Annotated in this window: 16 protein-coding genes; 7 read left to right on the top strand and 9 right to left on the bottom strand. The window is 74.6% G+C overall.

Annotation, left to right across the window (positions count from 1 at the left end):
- Nucleotides 1–7: 7 nt before the first annotated feature.
- Complete coding sequence (locus tag CFP65_RS38335) at nucleotides 8–1,570, bottom strand: hypothetical protein (protein ID WP_104820489.1); 1,563 nt, start codon at nucleotides 1,568–1,570, stop codon at nucleotides 8–10.
- Nucleotides 1,571–1,807: 237 nt separating this feature from the next.
- Here CFP65_RS38335 and CFP65_RS38330 point away from each other — a divergent pair, with 237 nt between their 5' ends.
- Nucleotides 1,808–4,669, top strand: coding sequence for a hypothetical protein (locus CFP65_RS38330; RefSeq protein ID WP_158702588.1), 2,862 nt, complete (start codon nucleotides 1,808–1,810; stop codon nucleotides 4,667–4,669).
- Between the two features lie 38 nt (nucleotides 4,670–4,707).
- On the opposite strand, the gene CFP65_RS38325 is transcribed toward CFP65_RS38330, so the two are convergent.
- Complete coding sequence (locus CFP65_RS38325; RefSeq protein ID WP_104821425.1) at nucleotides 4,708–5,709, bottom strand: YdcF family protein; 1,002 nt, start codon at nucleotides 5,707–5,709, stop codon at nucleotides 4,708–4,710.
- 86 nt (nucleotides 5,710–5,795) lie between these two features.
- Nucleotides 5,796–6,479 (bottom strand): DUF6445 family protein, encoded by a 684-nt coding sequence (locus CFP65_RS38320; protein ID WP_104820487.1) that lies wholly within the window; start codon nucleotides 6,477–6,479, stop codon nucleotides 5,796–5,798.
- Nucleotides 6,480–6,697: 218 nt separating this feature from the next.
- Between CFP65_RS38320 and CFP65_RS38315 the strand changes: the two genes are divergently transcribed.
- A complete protein-coding gene (locus CFP65_RS38315; protein WP_158702587.1) occupies nucleotides 6,698–7,402 on the top strand; it encodes a transcriptional regulator in 705 nt (234 codons plus the stop codon).
- Between the two features lie 33 nt (nucleotides 7,403–7,435).
- On the opposite strand, the gene CFP65_RS38310 is transcribed toward CFP65_RS38315, so the two are convergent.
- A complete protein-coding gene (locus tag CFP65_RS38310; protein WP_104821424.1) occupies nucleotides 7,436–8,302 on the bottom strand; it encodes an alpha/beta fold hydrolase in 867 nt (288 codons plus the stop codon).
- 21 nt (nucleotides 8,303–8,323) lie between these two features.
- A complete protein-coding gene (locus CFP65_RS38305) occupies nucleotides 8,324–9,577 on the bottom strand; it encodes a hypothetical protein (protein WP_104820485.1) in 1,254 nt (417 codons plus the stop codon).
- 92 nt (nucleotides 9,578–9,669) lie between these two features.
- Here CFP65_RS38305 and CFP65_RS38300 point away from each other — a divergent pair, with 92 nt between their 5' ends.
- Entirely contained in the window at nucleotides 9,670–10,554 is an 885-nt protein-coding gene (locus CFP65_RS38300; RefSeq protein WP_104821423.1) for an IS5 family transposase, read from the top strand.
- On the opposite strand, the gene CFP65_RS38295 is transcribed toward CFP65_RS38300, so the two are convergent.
- The 3 genes from CFP65_RS38295 to CFP65_RS38285 form a co-directional block, all read right to left on the bottom strand.
- Nucleotides 10,541–11,044 (bottom strand): hypothetical protein, encoded by a 504-nt coding sequence (locus CFP65_RS38295; protein ID WP_104820484.1) that lies wholly within the window; start codon nucleotides 11,042–11,044, stop codon nucleotides 10,541–10,543. The two genes, CFP65_RS38300 and CFP65_RS38295, sit on opposite strands and share 14 nt — an antisense overlap.
- 123 nt (nucleotides 11,045–11,167) lie before the next feature.
- Nucleotides 11,168–11,728 carry a DUF4240 domain-containing protein gene (locus CFP65_RS38290; protein WP_254552790.1) on the bottom strand — a complete coding sequence of 187 codons (561 nt, stop codon included), beginning with the start codon at nucleotides 11,726–11,728 and terminating at the stop codon, nucleotides 11,168–11,170.
- A 71-nt stretch (nucleotides 11,729–11,799) separates the two neighbouring features.
- A complete protein-coding gene (locus CFP65_RS38285; RefSeq protein ID WP_104820482.1) occupies nucleotides 11,800–13,185 on the bottom strand; it encodes an amidase in 1,386 nt (461 codons plus the stop codon).
- Nucleotides 13,186–13,554: 369 nt separating this feature from the next.
- Between CFP65_RS38285 and CFP65_RS38280 the strand changes: the two genes are divergently transcribed.
- Nucleotides 13,555–14,499 (top strand): ABC transporter substrate-binding protein, encoded by a 945-nt coding sequence (locus CFP65_RS38280; protein WP_254552789.1) that lies wholly within the window; start codon nucleotides 13,555–13,557, stop codon nucleotides 14,497–14,499.
- Between the two features lie 246 nt (nucleotides 14,500–14,745).
- On the opposite strand, the gene CFP65_RS38275 is transcribed toward CFP65_RS38280, so the two are convergent.
- A complete protein-coding gene (locus CFP65_RS38275) occupies nucleotides 14,746–14,955 on the bottom strand; it encodes a hypothetical protein (RefSeq protein ID WP_158702586.1) in 210 nt (69 codons plus the stop codon).
- A gap of 225 nt (nucleotides 14,956–15,180) precedes the next feature.
- On the opposite strand from CFP65_RS38275, the gene CFP65_RS38270 reads away from it, so the two are divergent.
- From CFP65_RS38270 to CFP65_RS42315, 3 genes are read left to right on the top strand one after another with little or no spacing between them, the layout of a single operon-like run.
- The gene (locus CFP65_RS38270; protein WP_104820480.1) at nucleotides 15,181–15,705 is read left to right on the top strand and encodes a PadR family transcriptional regulator; all 525 of its coding nucleotides are present in this window, start codon (nucleotides 15,181–15,183) and stop codon (nucleotides 15,703–15,705) included.
- A complete protein-coding gene (locus tag CFP65_RS38265) occupies nucleotides 15,705–16,499 on the top strand; it encodes an ABC transporter ATP-binding protein (RefSeq protein ID WP_104820479.1) in 795 nt (264 codons plus the stop codon). Before CFP65_RS38270 ends, CFP65_RS38265 begins: the two co-directional genes overlap by 1 nt.
- Nucleotides 16,496–19,006: an ABC transporter permease gene (locus tag CFP65_RS42315; RefSeq protein ID WP_158702585.1), complete on the top strand. Its 2,511-nt coding sequence runs from the start codon at nucleotides 16,496–16,498 to the stop codon at nucleotides 19,004–19,006. The genes CFP65_RS38265 and CFP65_RS42315 overlap by 4 nt, the downstream gene beginning before the upstream one ends.
- Nucleotides 19,007–19,048 lie beyond the last annotated feature (42 nt).

Raw genomic sequence — 19,048 nt, 5'->3', positions numbered from 1 at the left:
CCGCCGGTCAGTACGCCTCGGCGGTGCGGACCGTCCACCGCAGGCGGCGGGTGCGGTACTGCCAGGCGAGGGCGTGGCCGGCCAGCGCGGCGACCAGCAGCGGGGCGCCGTAGCTGAACGGGTGGTCGAAGGGGCGGGAGGCGGTGAGCAGGGTGGGGGCGGTGGCGACCAGGGTGAGGGCGAGCAGCAGGGCGGTCAGGCCGTCGGTGGCCCAGCCGGGGTGGACGACCCGGGGGGCCAGCCGGGTCGGCCGGGTGGCGTCGGTGGGCTGCGGCTCGCGCTCCTCCGACCGGCGGCCGCCGTCGCGGTTCACGCCGAACAGGCGGTCGAAGCCGGCGTCGTAGCCGCGGATGGCGCCCCAGACCACCTCGCCGTCGTCGGTGACGAAGGCCAGCGGCTGCTCGTCCTTGATCAGCCGCCAGCGGCGGGCGGAGACCAGCCAGCCGGGGCGGCCGGCCAGGCGCTCGGCGAGGAAGGGGCCGGAGTGCGGGTCGGCCAGGGCCAGCTGCACGGTGGTGGCGCCGCTGCGCAGCTCGAGCCAGTGGCGGGAGCTGACGGCGGCGGTGCCCGGGCGGTTGCCGGGCCCGGTGGTGTCCTCGCGGACGGCGGCCACCACCTCGGCCCGTACGGCCGGGACGGCCCCGGCGGCGCTGTCGGCCCGGACCACCTTGGCCTTGGCCCGCCCCCGGTGGTTGAGCACGGTGAAGATCCAGCCGAACATCACGAAGCCGTACACCCCGAGCAGCGCGGCCACCGGCGCGGCCGGGGGCCGGAACAGGCCCGGCAGGTAGGCCGAGAGGTCCTCCGAGTCGTCTACCACCCCGCCCAGCCAGGGCGCCCCGGGCGCGTACAGCACGGTGACGGTGCCGCCCCTGCTGAAGATGGTGTCGGCGGAGGCCCCGCGCACCTTGACCAGTTCGCTGCGGCCGTCCCGGCCGGGCAGCGCGACCACCAGGTCGGCGGTGGAGTGCTGGTAGCGCTGCTGGCCCTTGCCGCCGCTGTGGTCCACCGTCTTCTGGTGCTCGGGGCGCTGGGCGATCCTGCCCTGGGTGACGGCGGCGCCGGCCCGTTGGAAGGCGCGGTAGCGGCCGTCCTCGGCATTGCTGGGCAGCGTGGCGAGCACCGCGATGGCGAGCAGCAGCAGGGTGGCGAGGTAGGTGCGGTGCCGCCAGCCGACCCCGGAGCGGGGCAGCGGCAGCCGGGCCGGCGGCTGCGGGTGGCCGGCCGGCACTTCCGCCGGGTGGCCATCCGCCGGGCGGCCACCCTTCAGGCGGCCATCCTTCGGGCGGGCGGCCGGGCCCGCGGCCGGGGTGCGTACGGCGATGCTCCAGCCGAGGCCGGCCACCGCCGCGAGGGCGAGCACCACGGGCGGCGCGTAGACCGGCCGGGGGTGGTGGAAGAGCGAGAGGGTGAGCCCGAGCGCGAGCAGCACCAACGCGATCGCGATCCGGCGGAAGGCCAGCGCGAGCGCGGTCTCGGCCCGCCCGGTCCCGGCCCCCCGGTCGAGGAACCCGCCGGTCCCGGCGGCATCGACCCCGCCCCGGCCTGACGGCCCGTCGGCTATCCGCATGATCCTGTCACTCCCCCTCGTCGAACCGGGCCAGCAAAGCAGACCGGACCATCGTGATCAAGGGAGCCTCGACCTGTGCCGATCCGTGTCGCGGAGCGCGGCCCCGACTCCTGCGGATCCGTGTCGCGGAACGGGTGCGGCGTTCTACACTCGCGGGTGCCGCGGCAGCGGCGCGGCGGACCTGCGGGGGTGGCGGTGGCGCTCGGTTCGGCACGGAGTGGCGAGGCGGTCGGCGGGGTGCGCACGACCGCGCGGTACGAGGTGGACACGCTCTTCCGGGGGCTGATCGACCAGTTCTCCCGGGCCCGGCTGCCGATGCCGGTGGTGGTGCTGCACGCGGCCGAGGCCGACCCGGCGCTGGACGCCGAGGTCGCGGCGGTGGTGACGGCCGTTCAGGAGGCGCAGGAGAGCGGCGGCCTGCCCTACCGGCTGGTGGTCCCGCCCGAGGACGGCGATCCGCACCGCAACGCGATCGCGGCCCTGGAGGCGATCGCCCGCGGGCCCTGGGCCCGCCGGGGCCCTGCCTGGTACCGGGGATACCCGACCCCGCGCTCACGGCTGGTCGCCGCGATCGAGGCGGCCGCCCACCACGTGCTCGCCGCCGAACCGGCCGGGCTGCCGCCGGAGGACCGGGTGGAGGCGGTGCTGGTGCGGCTGCGCGAGCTGCACTGGCGGCCGGCCCGCCGCACGCCCGGGCTCCAGCAGGCACTCTCGCCCCTCTTCAACTCCACCACCCTGATCGGCGCCTTCGTGCTGGCCGGGCTGACCACCCTGCTCACCCAGGCGCACTGGGAGGTGGTGCTCAGTGTGGTGCTCGGCTCCTTCCTGGTGCTGCTGCTGACCGGCTGGGTGCGCCGCAACACCGCGCCGCTCTCCTGGCTCGGCCAGGCCAGCCGCTGGTTCGCCACCACCACCTTCCTGGCCGCCTCCGGGCGGCAGGCGGCGGCCTGGTCGCTCTGGCGGCCCCGGATGTCCTGGGACGTGACCCAGGCCCGGGCCCGCGAGGTGGCCGGGGAGATCATCAAGGCGCAGCTGGACACCACCCCGGCCGAGGAGCGGGACCGGGCGCAGCAGTTCCACCTCCAGCTGCGCACCCTGGCGCTGCTGGAGGACCTGCGGGTGGCGCACCGGGCCTGGGCGCCGGATCTGCGCGGGCGCAAGCGCCGGGTGCCGCCGGTGGTCTTCCTGCCCCGGGCCGGGGCGGCCAACGGCGGGCTGCGGGTGCTGGGCGCGATCAGCGACGTGCGCAGCCGCCGCAGCGAGCAGGACCCGCTGCTGGTGGTGGCGGGCATCGGGCACGCGGACGTGGCGCTCTGGCTGGAGGCGGGCGGCCCGGGGCCGGCGGAGGACGGGCGGCGCGGCGGCCCGTACGAGAACTGGGTGAGCAACCTGCGGGTCCGTCAGGCCCCGAGCGGGGGCCGCGCGCTGGCCTGGACGCTGCCGGTGCGGCTCTCCCGGGCCGAGCTGGGCGCCGAGGCCACCACCTCGCTCGCGCCGGTGCCGGTGCGCCGGACGGCCTGGGTACTCTGGTCGCGCTGGGCGGTGCTGGCCGTGCTGGTGCTGGCCGCCTGCGGCGGGCTGCTGCGCAACCAGCAGCTGGCCGGGGAGTACTGCGCGGGGCGGCTGCTCGGCTCCAACCACGACACCGTCTGGCGCCCCGACCCCGCCGGCCGGCCCGAGTGCATCGGGGTGGCCACCGGCGGGGTGGGCTTCGCCCGGCCGAGCGGGGTGCGCCTGAGCGGCGCGCTGCCGGGGCAGGGCGACCCCAAGGCGCCGGGGGCGCAGACCGGCCTCGCCGAGCTGGAGAGCGCGATCCGGCAGGAGAACGACCGGGTGCTGGCGCTGCCGGACGTGCGGTACGTGACGGTGGTGTACGCCGGTTCGCTCACCGCCTCGGACGGCCAGGAGACGCGCGCGCTCAACAGCCTCAAGGAGCTGGCCGGGGTGTACCTGGCCCAGCTGAGCACCAATGTGAGCGACCCGCTGAAGCTGCGGGTGCTGGTGGCCAACGCCGGGCAGGACATGCGGCACCAGATCGACATGGTGCGGCGGATCGTGGCGCTGGCCGCCCACGACCGTTCGATCGCCGGGGTGGTCGGCCTCGGCCGGGACACCACGCACAGCGAAGAGGCCGTGGCCCTGCTCCAGCAGGCGGGCCTCGCCGTGGTGGACACCAGCAACTCCGCCACCGACCTGGCCCGCCGGCACCTCAACTACTTCGGCCTCTCCGCCACCGACGAGGAGGAGGCCCACGCCCTGGCCGAGGTGCTGACCGGTCTCGGCCTCACCGGGCCCGGCACCTCGGCGGCGGTGCTCACCCGTCCGTCGGGCCGGGACGACGACCAGTACAGCCAGGAGCAGGCCAAGTACGGCCGGCAGTTGCTCGTGGACGGCAAGCTGACGCTCGTCGCCGACCAGCCGCTGGTCTACGACCTGACCGCCAACGGGGACCCGGTCTTCGGCGACGCCCTGCGCGCGGCCTGCCGGCCGACCCCGCCCGCCCGGCCCGCCTCGGTGCTCTACCTGGCCGGCCGCTCCGACGACCTCGACCAGCTGATGCACCAGCTCGCCAACGACCCGGCCTGCGCGGGCGTGCACACCGTGCTCACCGGGGACGACCTGACCAAGGCCCGGTTCCACCGCGCGGACGCCTACCTGGCACCCGGCACCACGGTCTACTACGTCGCGCTGACCGACCCGGCCGCCACCGCCGGCCCCTCCGGCCTGGCCGGCACGGCCGCCGCCGACCTCGGCCTCCAGGTCGCCGGCCCGGACCCGTACCAGGACGACCTCTTCTCGGACGGCGCGATCTCGCTCGGCCACGACGCGGCGCTGGCCCTGCACGTGGGGGCGGGCCGGGCCGGGGCCTCCCAGCTCGGCGGCATCGCGGCGGTGATGGCGGGCCTGCGGGCGGTCAGCCTCGCCAACGCGGCCACCGGCACCGTCGACTTCACCCGCTACCCGCCGCTGGCCGACCAGCCGGGCCACGGCATCACCCTGCTCCGGGCCCGCCAGAGCGCCGGCAAGCCGATCGAGGTGACCCGGGTCTGCGGCCGCCCGGCGGGCACCACCGACGACCTGACGGACTGCAGACCGTGACGCCCGCTGCTCAGGGACTGTTCAGGAGGGGGCGGTGCTCAGGAGGGGGCGGTGCTCAGCGCGAACAGCGCCAGCAGCACGCAGATCCCCAGGTTGACCACCTTGTGCTCCATCAGCACGGCGACGAACTCGCGGATGGTGGCGCTGGGCCAGAAGTACGCGGCGGTCGGGGCACCGATCACCTGGCCGTCCAGGCCCAGCCGGCGGGCCGTCAGGGCGGCCCGGAAGGCGTGGAAGTTGTTGGTGACGATCACGCAGCGGTAGTCCGGCTTGGCCCGCTCCATGATCTCCCGGCTGTACCGCAGGTTCTCCTCGGTGGTCCGCGACCGGCTCTCCCGGGCCACCAGCGCGGGCGGGAACCCCCGGTCGATCAGGTACCCGGCCATCGCCTCCGCCTCGGGCAGCTCCTCGTCCGGCCCCTGTCCGCCGGAGGCCAGCAGCACCGGCGCCCCGCCCCGGGCCAGCTGCTCCTCCAGCACCGCCCGCCCCCGGTCCAGCCGGGCCGCGAGCAGCTTGGAGACCCGGCGCCCGCCGAGCAGCCCGGCGCCGAGCACCACGACGAAGTCCACGTCGGTGGCCACCCGCAGCCGCCCGTACAGGAAGGCGTAGCCGACGAAGCAGAGGAAGAGGAAGGCGAGGTAGCCGACCACCAGCAGGATCGTCCCGGCCAGCAGCTCCAGCGGGCGGGAGGCCACCGCCACGGCCGCCACCATCAGCCCCACCACCCCGAGGATGCCGAGCCCGGCGAGCAGCGACAGCAGGTTGGCCAGGCTGCGCCCCTCCCTGCGCACCATCTCGATCCCGTTGGCCACCAGCAACCCGGCCAGCACCAGCACCCCGACCGCCGGCACCAGCAGCACCAGGATCACCGCCAGCTCCAGCCAGGGCCCCGGCACCCGGTCCAGCTCGGTGAGCAGACCGATCGTCAGCAGCGCGACGGTCAGCCCGAGCAGCACGGCGTTGCTGAACCGGCGTCTGTCCCGCAGGACGCCGACGAGGAAGAGGAGGAAGAACACGGCCGAGGCGAGGTAGGCGAACACGCCCGCCATCGTACCGATATGTCCGCTTTGCCCTCGGCGCCGCCGAACCGTCCGGGTGCCCGGAAGAAGGTCAGGCCATCCAAAGGTCAGGCCATCCAGAAGAAGACGGCCGTCATCCGCTTGTCCTCCAGGGTGGAGCCGCAGTAGGCGGTCGCGGTGTGGATCAGGTTGGCGCTGTAGAGCAGCAGGCGGTTGTACTTGTTGGCCACCGGCAGGTCCTCGGTGAAGGAGTCCTGCGGCACGAACCGGGTGCCGAGCGCCTCGACCAGATTGGTGTGCGGGGCCTGCACGATGTTGCCGCCGAGCATCCCGCCGGGCATCGACTGGCGGTAGAAGCTGGTGCCGGTGCCCTTGGGCGCGCCGGGCGTCAGGTAGAGCACGGCGGCGTAGCGGCAGAGCGCGCGCGAGTCGGTGTGCGGGCGCGGCTCGCACTCGTTCTCGCCCACCACCTGGATGCAGTTGTGGTTGAGGATGCCGCCCCCGCCGGGCGCCTCCTGCACCCAGAGCTTCTGCGCGCCGGTCGCCTTCCGCACCAGGCCCTCGACCCGGGCGAGTTCGGGCGCCTCCAGCCCGGGCATGGTCCGCAGCCCCGGCCAGCTCTCCGGCTTGTACGGGTACCCCTCGGTCCAGTCGTCCTTGGCGAGGCAGCGGGCCCGCACCTCGTCCACGTTGGGGAGCACGTCGTCGAAGACCCAGTAGTCCCGGCCGAGCGTCGGCTTGCGGTACGGGAGCACCGGGAGGCCAGCGGGCCTGCGCAGCTGAGGAGGCATGCGCAGACCGTACAGTCGGCTTTTGCCATCTCTCTCCCGCGTTTTGGTCAACGTTTCACCAAATCAATGGCATGCACATGCATCACCTTGACCTGCGTCGACCCGGCCGACTCCCCGTCAACCCGCTCCTCCCGTCGGCCCCTTCAGCCCCGGCGTGGCACCGGGCCCGGCGCACCCTGACGCCCCTACCGTGGACGGGAGCCCGGGAGGTGCCGCACATGGACCGCGCACAGGAGCTTTACCGACGGACCGTCACCGACCTCGCGCCGGCCGCCGCCACCAACCCCCTGGTCGAGCTGGTCGAGGCGGGCACCGCCCCGGTCCCCGCCCTCGCCCGGGTGGCCGCCGAGGAGTACCGGATCATCCGCAGCGACCGCCGCAGCTTCGCCTTCTTGGCCGCCCGCTTCGCCGAAGCCCCGGCGGGGCTTCCGGCCGTGCTGGGGACCGTCACGGGAGTGCGTGCGGCCGAGCCGGGGGCCGCCGGGGCGTTCTTCCTCGGGCTCGCGGCGGGGGAAGGCCGGGCCCTCGACCTGCTCACGCCCTTCGCCGCAGCCGTGGGCCTCTCCCCCGCCGACCTGGCCGCCTACCGGCCGCGGCCCGCCGCGCAGCAGTACCCCCACTACCTCGCCTGGCTGGCCCAGTCCGGCACCCTCGCCGAGACCGTCCTCGCCCTGCTCGCCAACTTCGGCTTCTGGGGCGGCTACTGCGCCCGCCTCGCCGCCGCCCTCCCCGGCCGGTACGGCCTCTCCCCCGAAGCCACGGCCTTCTTCCACTACTTCGCCGAACTCCCGCCCGACTTCGAATCCACCGCCCTCACCCTCCTCCAGGCCGCCCTCGACGCAGGCGACTCCGCCGCCGACGCCCACCACGCCGCCGTGCTGATGCAGCACTACGAGGCGGCCTTCTGGGCGGCCGTGCTCTGAGGTCGCGGACGCGCCGAAGTCCAGCTCATCCGGTCAGCCCGCATCCACCGAGAGGAACGACTCGAGGGCATCGAGCCAGGCAGCGGGCTGGTCGATGTGTGCCATGTGGCCGGCCTCCTCCAGGACGACACCCCGTGCCGTCGGTATCCGCTCCAACGCCGCGGCTACCAGCTCGACCGGGAAGGTCATGTCCTGACGGCCGTGCAGCAGAAGCAACGGGATGCCAAGCGCGGCGAGCTCGCGCGGCGCGTCGGGAAGCCGGGCGCTGGGCAGGGTCCCGGCCTGCCAACCGCGCAGCCAGTCGCCGGAGAAGCGCACCTCGTGCAAGACCTCGAGGTACTCGGGGAGCACCTCGGCTCGCCAGACGTTCGCCGACGCGCTCGCGAACGCCGCAGCCCGTGTGAGCTCCATCCCCGAGAGGCTCGGGTCCGACCAGACCGCGGCTTCCGCCTTCAGGCGTTCGGTCCGTTCCGGCCAGTGGTCGAAGGCGTCCTCGGGCACGGGCAGGACACTGCTGGACGCGATGATCAGTCGGCGGACCCGTTCGGGCGCGGACAGGGCCAGTCGCTGCGCGAGGTAGCCCCCGTACGAGAAGCCGAGCACGTCGGCTTGCTCCACCTCCAGCGCGTCGAGGAGGGCAGCGAGGTCCTCGGTGGCAGCCTTCGGCGTGTAGTGCTCGTCCGTCAGACCACGCGTGGACCGGCCGCACCCCCGTAGATCCGGGAGGATGACCATCCGTCGGTCGGCGAGTCGGCTCAGCGGCGTGCGCAAGTAGGTGTGGTCCCAGTCCGGACCACCGTGGATCACCAGAAGAGGCTCACGACGGCTGTTCCTGCTCCGGGCCACGAAGAGCTCCACCGGCGGCTCGCTCGCCACCCGCACCCTGGTCTCAGTGAACACGGCACCAGTCTGCCAGCCCACTCACCATCGCGGATCCGCCTCCCCGAGCCGGCGCAGGGCGGCGGCCGCCTGGGCCTCCGCAGGGGTGCCGTCGTCCGGGACGGTCCACTCGTACCGGTTCGGGTAGTCCGCTCCGGCTCGACTGCCGACGTTTCCGAGCATCAGCACGGCGGTGTCCGGGTCCGAGTGGCTGGTGGTGGCCCAGCAGAGTTCGAGCTCCCAATGGGCGAGCAGCTCGGGGCGCTCCCGCAGGCCCTCGGCGATCAGCCGTGCCACCGTGCGGGCCGGCCAGGACCAGGCCCGGTCCCGCTCGGCCCGGGCCAGTTCGGCCTCGTACGCGGCAGCCGAGAAGCGGTACTCGGCGGGGCCGCCGGGGCGGGGCCGGCCCATCGTGCGGTGCAGGTGCTCCCACACCACCTCCGCGCCCTCGCGCCGGATGGTCACCAGCAGCTCGCCGCAGCACCCGGGCGCACAGGAGGCCTCGGCGAGCACCACCTCCCGGGGCTCCTCCGTGGCCCGCAGCGCAGCGCTGTCCAGCAAGCGTTCGGGCGTGAGCGCCGGGCCGGCGCCGAAGTGCTCGGGCACCACCGGACGGCCGTCCACCAGCAGGCGCGCCTCGACCTCCCCGCCCAACGCCGGATCGGCCACCACCACCTCGACCCGCAACCCGCTCCGACCGGCCTCCCCCACCAGCTCGAACGGACGCCGCCCGGTCCGCCGGATCCACTCGGCCCGGCGGCGCGACTCCGTCGTCGGCTCCGCCGCACCGCAACGCTGCACCGCCTCACCCAGGCTCCGCAGCAGCCCCTCCCTACGCCCCGGCGGCCACGGCAGCAGGGCGCCCGTCCCGCTGCTCAGGTCCTGCGCGAGCGAGAGCAGTGCGGCGGCCTGGGCCACGTCCGGCGGCAACGACCCCGCCCGCCCGATGACCGTCTCGTACAGACCCGCCGCCTCCGGCAGGGCCCGCAGCACCGACCCGTCCTCCCCCGCCCGCCCCATCCGAACCAGCAGCCGCAGCGCGACGGCGGCCAGCGCCGGATCGGTGGGCCGATCCGCCAGCAACTCCGCCAACCGCGTCGCCTCCACGATCCGCCGGGCCTCCACCGCGCTGCCGACCAACGGCACCGACCCGGGCGCCAGCAGCGCCGCCCGCACGGCCGGTCCGTCCCCGGCCCGGAGCGCGGCCACCAGCGGTTCTCGGTGGGGCCGACGGACCGTCACCGTGAGCCAGAGCACGGCGGCGGCCCGCCGGTCCGACCGGTCGAGCACCGCCACCGCCTGAGAAAGTGTTGGGTAATTGATCGACTGCTTGGTGTGATGTGCGGCCGGTGATCTTCGTGGTCGAGGAGCCCGCGAGGATCACCGGTATGTGTGTCTGTTCGTGCAAGCCTTCGTACGACTCGTCGTTGACGGATGCTCAGTGGGCGGTGATCGAGCCGCTGCTGCCGGGGCGGGATCCGCGCAGGGGCGGCCGGCCGCTGAAGTTCCCTCGCCGCCTGGTCGTCGACACGGTTCTGTACGTCCTGGTCAGTGGTTGTGCCTGGCGGCTGGTGCCGCACGACCTGGCGCCGTGGGACGCGGCCTACCGATGGTTTCGTACGTGGAGCGCCGACGGGACGTGGGACCGGGTCCACGACGTGTTGCGTGACCGGGTGAGGGTCGCGGACGGTCGGGATCCGCAGCCGTCGGCGGCGGTGCTGGACTCCCAGTCCGTACGCAGTCACCAGGGCGGCGAGGCGATCGGCTACGACGCGGGCAAGCGTGTCCGGGGCCGCAAGCGGCACCTGCTGGTGGACAGCTGTGGACTGGTCCTGAAGGCGGTCGTGCACTCCGCGTCCGTCCAGGAGCGGGCGGGCGCGAAGCTGGTCCTGGCCGGCATCCGTGGTCTGTTCCCGCGGGTCGGGCTGGTCTGGGTCGACGGCGGCTACGTCAACGCGATCGATGCCGGTCTGGTCGGCTGGGCTGCCGCGCACGAGAACCTGACGGTGGTGGCGGTGCCGCGCAACGCGGATGTGAAAGGCTTCCAGGTGCTGCCCCGCAGGTGGGTGGTCGAGCGGACATTCTCCTGGCTGGGGCGGTGCAGACGGTTGGCACGGGACTACGAGCGCAAGACCGCGCACGCCGAAGCGATGATCAAGGTCGCCATGATCCGCCTGATGGCCGCCCGCCTCGCCGGCGAGGAGGTCGAACCACGCGGCCCCATCGAGACCGAAGCAGCCCGCCGCCTCGCCGATGACCTCAAGAACGAGTAGTCACCCGCTTACCCAACACTTTCTGAGGGGTGAACTCCCGACAGAGTCCGAGCACGGACAAGACCCCCACCTCCCCGACCGCGGATCCGCGATCGGCGCGGCCGTGCAGGAGCAGCGCGAGGCCGATGTCGACCTCCGCCCGTGTCCTGCCGTGGCGGAGCAGGCGGCGGGCGAGGTGGTGGGCCGTGTCCGGCAGCTCGCCGTCTGCGGCAAGGCTGTCGACGGCCTTTCGGATTTCCACCGGGTGCGCGGTGGCGACCCCGTGCCGGGCGAGGCGCCGCGCCAACTCGAGCTCCTCCGCCGGGAGCGGGCTCAGCGCCGCCCGGACGGCGGCCACCGCTGCCGGACCGCGCCGCGCGGCGCCGCGCTCGGCAGGCTCGGTGGGCTCAGCCGCCGGCTCGAAGCCGCGCCGGGGCGGCAGGCCCTCGCCGCAGGCGGCGAGCAGACCAAGCGCCCGCTCGTACCGACTTGCCGCGTCCTGCCCGCTCACTCGGCGGTGGGGTGCCCGATCGCATCGTCCATGGCGAAAAGTCTGGCCGCGGGCAAACACCCTGTCGAGCGATATACCCACCGGTTCACCCGGCCGGCCGAACGGACCCGCACCGACGGGGCGTCAGGCAGCGTACAGCGCGCTCAACCGGGGCAGCCGGCGCGCCATCTCCTCCCCGTCGTCGTAGTCGAAGCCCCAGTCCGGGTCCAGCGCCGGGTACCGGACGGTGAACGAACCTGCGGGCAGCTCCTCGCCGGTGGCCGCGCGATGGGCGTTCCAGGCGATCGCCAGGGTGGATTCGCATGCGAGCTCCTCCCGCTCCTCGGCCACGGCACGGACCACCGGTAGGTCGGCGAGGGTGTCCGGGGAGCTGACGGCGCGTTGGAAGACCGCACGGCCCTGGGTGATCAGCCAGCCGCGGAAGTAGTCGAAGCCGTCGTCCGAGCAGCCGCCGTTGATCAGGTAGGCGGCCGCCCAGAGCGGGCTCCGGTAGGACTCGGCCAGCAGGCCCCACAACGCCTGCGAGGCCGCGAGGATCTCGCCGACCGGCCGGGCGGCCAGCAGCTCGCTCGCCCAGGCCGCCACCGCCTCGCCGTCACCCGTGTCACCCGTCTCGGCCGTCTCGGCCCGGGCGGCCTCGATCAGCTCCCAGAACGCCTCGGTGTCCGCCACGCGATCAGCCACCCTGCTCGTCACCCTGTCCATGACGCGACAGCCTGCCAGCCGGATCGGACAGGAGCGGCGGGGACGGGGCCTCAGGCGGGCTGGTCGGGGGCGGTGCGCGGCCAGGGGCGGCGGCTCTCGAGGTCGGCGGCGAGGCGCAGCAGGCGGTCCTCGGAGCCTGGTGGGGCGACGAGTTGGACGGCCAGCGGGATGCGGGCGGTGGTGGTGGGGTGGTCGCCGCCGGGGAGGGTGAGGGCGGGCCAGCCGGCGAGGTTCCACGGGTGGCTGAAGGGGGCGTAGCGGGTGTTGCTCAGCACGTTCGCGGCCCAACTGCGGGTGTGCCAGGGCTCGGCGAGCGGTGGGGTGCGGGCCAGGGCCGGGGTGACCAGGACGTCGTGGTCGGCGAAGAACCGCTCCAGCCGGGCGCGCCAGGCGTCCCGCTGGCCGGGGCGGACCAGCCCGGCCCGGGCCACCGCCCGGCCGATCGCGGCGTGGCGGCGGGTGCGCGGCGTCAGCCGGGCCGGGTCGAGCTGGGCGGCGTCGGCGGCGGTGCCGGCCAGCCAACGGGCCACCGAGGCCGCGCCGAGCCAAGCCGGGTACGGAGCCTCGGCGTGCGCCACCCGGTGGCCGGCGGCGGCGAGCACCCGGCCGGTGTCGCCGACGGCGAAGGCGTAGGCGGGGGCCACCGGGATGCCCGGGGTGGGGCAGCGGATCGAGAGCGCGATCCGCAGCGGATCCGCCGGATCCTGCGAGTCGCCCGGGTCGGCGCCGGTGGTGACGGGGCGGTCGGCGAGCACCTCGAACATCAGCCGGGCGTCGGCCGCGCTGCTCGCGATCGGGCCGTTCTCCGCCAGGCCGAACCAGCCGTCCACGCCCAGCCCGGCGGGGATCACCTCCCGGCCCGGCTTGAGGCCGAGCACCCCGCAGTTGGCGGACGGGATCCGGATCGAACCCATGCCGTCGTTGCCGAGGGCGATCGGCACCATCCCGGCGGCCACGGCGGCGGCGCTGCCGCCGGAGGAACCGCCGGCGCTGCGCGAGAGGTCCCAGGGGCTGCGGGTGGTGCCGAGCACTCCGTCGGTGGTGCCGAACACGCACAGCTCGGGCACGTTGGTCAGACCGATCACCACGGCGCCGGCCGCGCGCAGCCGCCGGACCGTCTCGTGGTCGGTGGCGGCGGGCGTGTCGGGGGTGGCGGCCGAACCGTTCCGGCTGGACTCGCCCGCCACCGCCAGGTTGTCCTTCACCGCCACCGGCACGCCCGCGAGCGGCAGCTCGGCCAGGTCCGCGCGGATGGCGAGGGCCTCGGCCTCCCGGAGGGCGCGCTCGCCGAGCACCGTGCGGAAGGCGCCGATCCGGCCGTCCACGGCGGCGATCCGGTCCAGGTGGTCCGTCACCACCTGACGCGGGCTCACCTCTCCCCCGCGCACCGCTGCGGCGATCTCGACGGCCGTACGCCCGGCCCACCCCGTGGTCATCCGTGCTGCTCCCTGCCTCGCGTGCCTGCCCACGCTCCGTGTGCGGGCCCCAAGCTAGCCACCCGGCCCGGGCCGGACAAGACCGCTCCGCACCGTGGACACCGCCCGGCCGGCGGCCGGAGGGGAGGGGTGCTGCGGTGGCTACCGGGCGGTACTGCCCGACAGGCGGACGGTGAGTGCCGGGGTCGGGCGGTGGGTGCGATGATCCGGGAACCGTCCCCGGTGGCGGTCCTGAGCCCGACCTGCCGCGCGTCATCCCTCCGCGGCCGGCCCCGAGGCGACCGGACGAGGCCCGCCTTCTGCGCGACCCCAGCAGCCCGGCGACGTGGTCCCCTCGTTCACTTCCCCCCTCAGGAAGATCCCACTCTCGTGCACGTCAACGCCATGCCCTCACCCGCCCGGACGGCCCCCGGCCGCCTCCCCGTCTCCCGCACCGCGGTGGCTGCCCTCGGCGGGCTGCTGCTCACCGGGTGCGGCAGCACCGCCGACCCGGCCTCCCAGACCTCGAGCGCTCTGCGCGAACGGCTCCCGCAGGCCGTCCGGGCCGCCGGAAAGCTGCGGATCGGCTCGGACCTCCACTACGCCCCGGTCGACTTCAAGGACGCGGACGGTACGCCGGCCGGGCTCGACCCGGAGCTCGCCGCCGCGTTCGGCTCCTACCTCGGACTGCGGGTCGAGTTCGTCGACCTGCCGTTCGAGAAGCTCATCCCGGCCGTGCAGCACAAGGAGATCGACCTCGCGATGTCGGCGGTGATCGACACCAAGCAGCGCCAGGAGGGACTCGACGACAGCGGCCGACCGGCCGACCCGGGCGTCGACTTCGTCGACTACTTCATCACCGGCACGTCGATCCTGGTCCAGCACTCCAACCCGCTGGGCATCTCCTCACTGGACGACCTCTGCGGGCACACGGTGGCGCTCCAGCGCGGCACCATCCAGGACGAGCTCGCGGCCCGGCAGACCGCCGCCTGCGACAAGGTCGCCAAGCCGCTCACCATCCACCGGCTCGACACGGACGCGCAGGCCCTGGCCGAAGTCGCCTCGGGCGCGGCGGCGGCCGATCTCAACGACTACCCGACCGCCGCCTACAACACCCGGACCTCCCAGGGCGGCAGCTCCTTCGAGCTCACCGGCGCCCAGCTCCAGTCCATCCCCTACGGCCTGACCCTCGACAAGGCCGACACCGCCCTGCGGGACGTCCTGGCCAAGGCGCTCGACCAGCTGATCCGGGACGGGAGCTACGACAAGATCCTCACCAAGTGGGGCATCAACCCCGGTGCCGTTCAGGGCGCCGTGGTCAACGGCGGTCACTGACCCTACGCCGGAGCCCCGGACGCCGTGACCGCCCCGACCGACCGGGGCGCGTGGCCTGCGCGATGCGGACCGGGTGGGGGTCCGGCGGGCCGACCCCGGGCTGCCCTTCGGGGCAGTCCGGGGTCGGCGGGCGGGGCGAAGCCGACTGCCCCCGGCCGGACCTCGGCAGTCCGCAACGTGGCCGGGGGCGGGCGGAGCCGAGCGGGGAGTGAGCCGGGGTGAGCTGGGGTGACTCGGCGGGGCGGGTCAGCGGAACGGGCGGTCCGGGTGGCCCTCGGCGGAGTCGTGCGGGGCGTCGGGAGCGTCCGGCGAACCCAGGACGCCCAGCAGGCCGGCGGTGTTGAGGATGCTGGGTGCGGTCGGGACGAGCCCACCGCCGAGGCCCGGGGCCGCGTGGGCGCTCGGGGCGGTGAGGGAGGCCACGACCCCGGCGGCCAGGGACGCGACGGCGAGCATGCTGCGCTTCTTCATGCCTTGCCCAACGCCCGAACTCGGGGAAGGTCACGGCCGATCTGATGCCCCGGTGGGAGCCGCGCGTGCTGTCCTTCCGGGATGTCCACGTGCCGTCAGGAGTGGTGCCGCGAGCGGTCGGAGCTGGTCAGGGCAGGTGCGGGCGCAGCCCGTGGCGGTATGCACCGGGGGTATGCATCGCGGGTGTACACCGTGTGTATAGTCAGCCGCATGTCACTGGGTCACACGATTCTCGGGCTCCTGGAGTCGCAGCCGCGCCACGGCTACGACATCAAACGCGCCTACGACGAGCGCTTCGGTCACAGCCGCTCGCTGCCCTACGGACAGGTCTACGCGACCCTGTCCCGGCTCCTGAAGAACGGCCTCGTGGAGGTCGTGGGCACCGAACCCGGGGACGGGCCGGACCGCAAGCGGTACGTGATCACCGATGCCGGGATCACCGATGTCGAGCAGTGGCTCAACCGGCCGGAGGACCCGGAGCCCTACCTCCAGAACACCCTGTACACCAAGGTCGTGCTCGCCCTCCTCACCGGCCGCCCGGCGGTGGACGTGCTGGACACCCAGCGCTCCGAGCACCTGCGCCGGATGCGCGAACTGACCCGCCGCAAGACCTCGGGCGACCTCGTGGACCAACTCGTCTGCGACCACGCCCTGTTCCACCTGGAGGCGGACCTGCGCTGGCTGGAGATCACGGCCGCCCGCCTCGACGAGCTCGCCCGGAAGGTGAACCCCTGATGCCCGTCTCCCCGCTCGAAACACCGGCCGAGGAGGCCGCCTCCGCCGCGACCACCGAGGCCGCTGCGGCTGCCGCCGCCGAGGCGGCGCAGTCCGTGCCCGAGGGTGCGCTCCTTGCCGCCCGCGGGCTGCACAAGGCCTTCGGGCCCACCCCCGCGCTGAACGGGGCCTCGCTGCACGTGATGCCCGGCGAGATGGTCTCGGTGATGGGCTCCTCCGGCTCGGGGAAGTCGACCCTGCTGCACTGCCTGGCCGGGATCGTCCGGCCCGACCAGGGCTCCGTCACCTTCCGCGGGGAGGAACTGACCACCGGCTCGGACGCCCGCCGCAGCGAGCTGCGCCTGGCCGAGTTCGGCTTCGTCTTCCAGTTCGGCCAGCTGGTGCCGGAGCTGCCCTGTGTGGAGAACGTCGCCCTGCCGCTGCGGCTGCGCGGCGCCGGCCGCAAGGCCGCGCAGCAACAGGCGCTCGGCTGGCTGGAGCGGCTCGAGGTGGCCGAGCTGGCCCGCAAGCTGCCGGGGGAGATATCCGGCGGCCAGGGGCAGCGGGTGGCGATCGCCCGCGCGATGGTCGCGAGCCCGGCGGTGCTCTTCGCCGACGAGCCGACCGGCGCGCTCGACTCCCTGCAGAGCGAGAAGGTGATGTCGCTGCTGACCGCCGCCGCCCGGGAGAACGACACCGCCGTGGTGCTGGTGACCCACGACGTGCGGGTGGCCGCGTACGCGGACCGCGAGGTGACCGTGCGGGACGGCCGGACCGTCCGCCCCTCCTCCGTGCATGCGGGGGCGTGGCGATGACCGCGCCCCAGCTGACCGGCCGCCGGCCGACCCCGCCGCCGACCGGCACCACCCCGCCCGCCGACCGGCCGGCCCGGCGGGCCTGGGCCGCCCGGTGGGCGGCCGACCTCGGCCTCGGGCTGCGGCTCGCCTTCGCGGGCGGCCGGGCCAACTTGGCCCGCACCCTGCTCACCGCCACCGGCGTCGGGCTCGGCGTCGCCATGCTGCTGCTCGCCTCCTCCTTCCCGGTGATGAAGCACCACCGGGACGACCGGATCCACGCCCAGCGGGACCTGCTCAACGGATCGAACGACACACCGCGCTCCGCGCACAGCCTGCTGATGACGGATCTGAGCACCACCTACCACGGCCGTGCGGTGCGCGGCCGGGCCGTCCAGCCCGACGGCCCGGACGCGGCCCTGCCGCCCGGGCTGCGCACCTACCCCGCGCCGGGCGCAATGGCCGTCTCCCCCGCGCTGGCCGAGCTGCTCGACAGCCCGGACGGGCTGCTCCTCAAACAGCGCATCGACCACCCGGTGACCGGGACGATCGGACCGGACGGCCTGGCCGGCCCCAACGACTACGCCTTCTACCTGGGCAGCGACCAGCTGGCGAAGGACCCGGAGGCGCTGCGGCTGGACCACTTCGGCCAGGCCGAGGACCCGAAGCCGCTGGAGGCCGTGCTGCTGCTGCTCAGTGTGGTGGGCGTGGTCATCATGCTGACGCCCGTCGGGGTGTTCGTCGCGGCGGCCGCCCGCTTCGGCGGTGAGGCGCGGGACCGCAGGCTGGCCGCGCTGCGCCTGGTCGGCGCCGACCGGGCGGCGATCCGCCGGATCGCGGCCGGCGAAAGCCTCGCGGGAGCGGCGCTCGGCCTGGCCCTGGGCGTGGTCTTCTTCCTGGTGGGGTGTCAGCTGCTCGAGCTGGTGACCTTCCAGGGGCTGAGCGTCTTCGCCTCGGACCTTGAGCCGGACCCGGTGCTCGGCGCGCTCGCGCTGGGCGCGGTGCCCGTGCTCTCGGTGGTGGTGACCCTGCTGGCGATGCGGCGGATCAGCGCCGAACCGCTGGCCGTCGTACGGACCGGGAGCGCCCGGCGCCGTCGGATCTGGTGGCGGATCGCCCTGCCCGTGGTCGGCGCCTTCGTCCTGTACCGGCAGAGCGCGGACCTCCAGGGCGTCAGCCAGACCGCAGGCCTGGCCCAGCTGATCGCCGGTCTCCTCCTGCTGCTCGTGGGCACGACGGCTCTGCTGCCGCCCCTGCTCGACGGTGCGGCGCGGCTGCTCGGCCGGGCCGGACCGCCCTCCTGGCAGCTGGCCGTCCGCCGGATCCAGCTGGCCCCGGAGACCGCCGCCCGCCCGGTCAGCGGCATCGTGGTGGCCGTCGCCGGAGCGGTCGCGCTCCAAGCCCTGCTCGGCACGCTCGCCGCGGCCCGCACTCCGAGCCTGCCCGGCTCCCCGGCCGGCGAGCCGATGATGCAGGTCTACGTGCCCGGCGGCGCGGAGCTCGCCATGCCGTACGCCGCGAAGCTGCGCGGCACGCCCGGTGTGCTGGGCACCACCGGCTACCAGCAGTTCTACGTGAACCCGCCGACCGCCGGCCAGGCGCATCCCGCTGCGGCCGGCGGAGGAACGGGGGCCGCCGCCGGCAACGGCCTCGGCGGCACCAATGCTGTCGGCGGCACCGACACGCGGCTGCTGGCCGTGCGGATCTCCGACTGCGCGGGACTGCGGGTCTTCGCCCGAGTCGGCGACTGCAAGGACGGCGACCTTTTCGCCTCGCCCGACCTGGCCGCGCAGTGGCCAGCCGCCGGGGAGCAGCCCGGCGGACGGACCGTGACGGTCTCCGAGCCGCCGGGACTGAGCACGGGGCCGGCCGTGCCGTGGCGGCTGCCCGCGCTCCGAGGTGCGGTCGAGCCGCTGCCCGACCCGCGCGGGTCGATGTACGAGGACCAGGGCGCCACGCTGTACGCCACGACCGGCGCGGTGCCCGCCGCCCTCCTCAAGGGCAGCGGCGGGCACATCCTCGTCCGCGTCGACCCCACCACCCCGGACTACACGGAGCACATCCGCACCTCGGTGGCGCTGATGGACAGTCATGCCCACGTCGTGGCGCGGGACACTCCCGGGCCCGACAAGGTGTTCCTCAGCATCCGGCGGGCGCTGACCGCCGGGGTGGCGGCCACCCTGGCGCTCATCGCCGCGAGCATGCTGGTGGCCACCGTGGAGCAGCTGCGGGACCGGAGGCGGAACCTGGCCGTGCTCACGGCCTTCGGCACCCGCCGGCGGACGCTCGCCTGGTCGGTCTTCTGGCAGAGCCTGGCCCCGGTGCTCATCGGCCTCACGCTGGCCGTCGGGGCCGGGGTGGGCCTGGCCCGGGTACTGCTGGACCTGGCCCACCTGCCGGTGAACTTCGACTGGGGCCAGATCGGTGTCATGACCGGCACCGGCCTGGGGTTGGTACTGGCGACGACGGTGCTGAGCCTGCCGGTGCTCTGGCGCAGCACCCGGGCGACCGGACTGCGGCACGAATAGCCCGCCCGACCTCACGGCCCGGAACTGGGATTGGGACGGGGT

This window comes from Kitasatospora sp. MMS16-BH015, from assembly GCF_002943525.1.
Classification (GTDB): Bacteria; Actinomycetota; Actinomycetes; order Streptomycetales; family Streptomycetaceae; genus Kitasatospora.
This window is presented reverse-complemented; position numbering and strand designations above follow the sequence as displayed.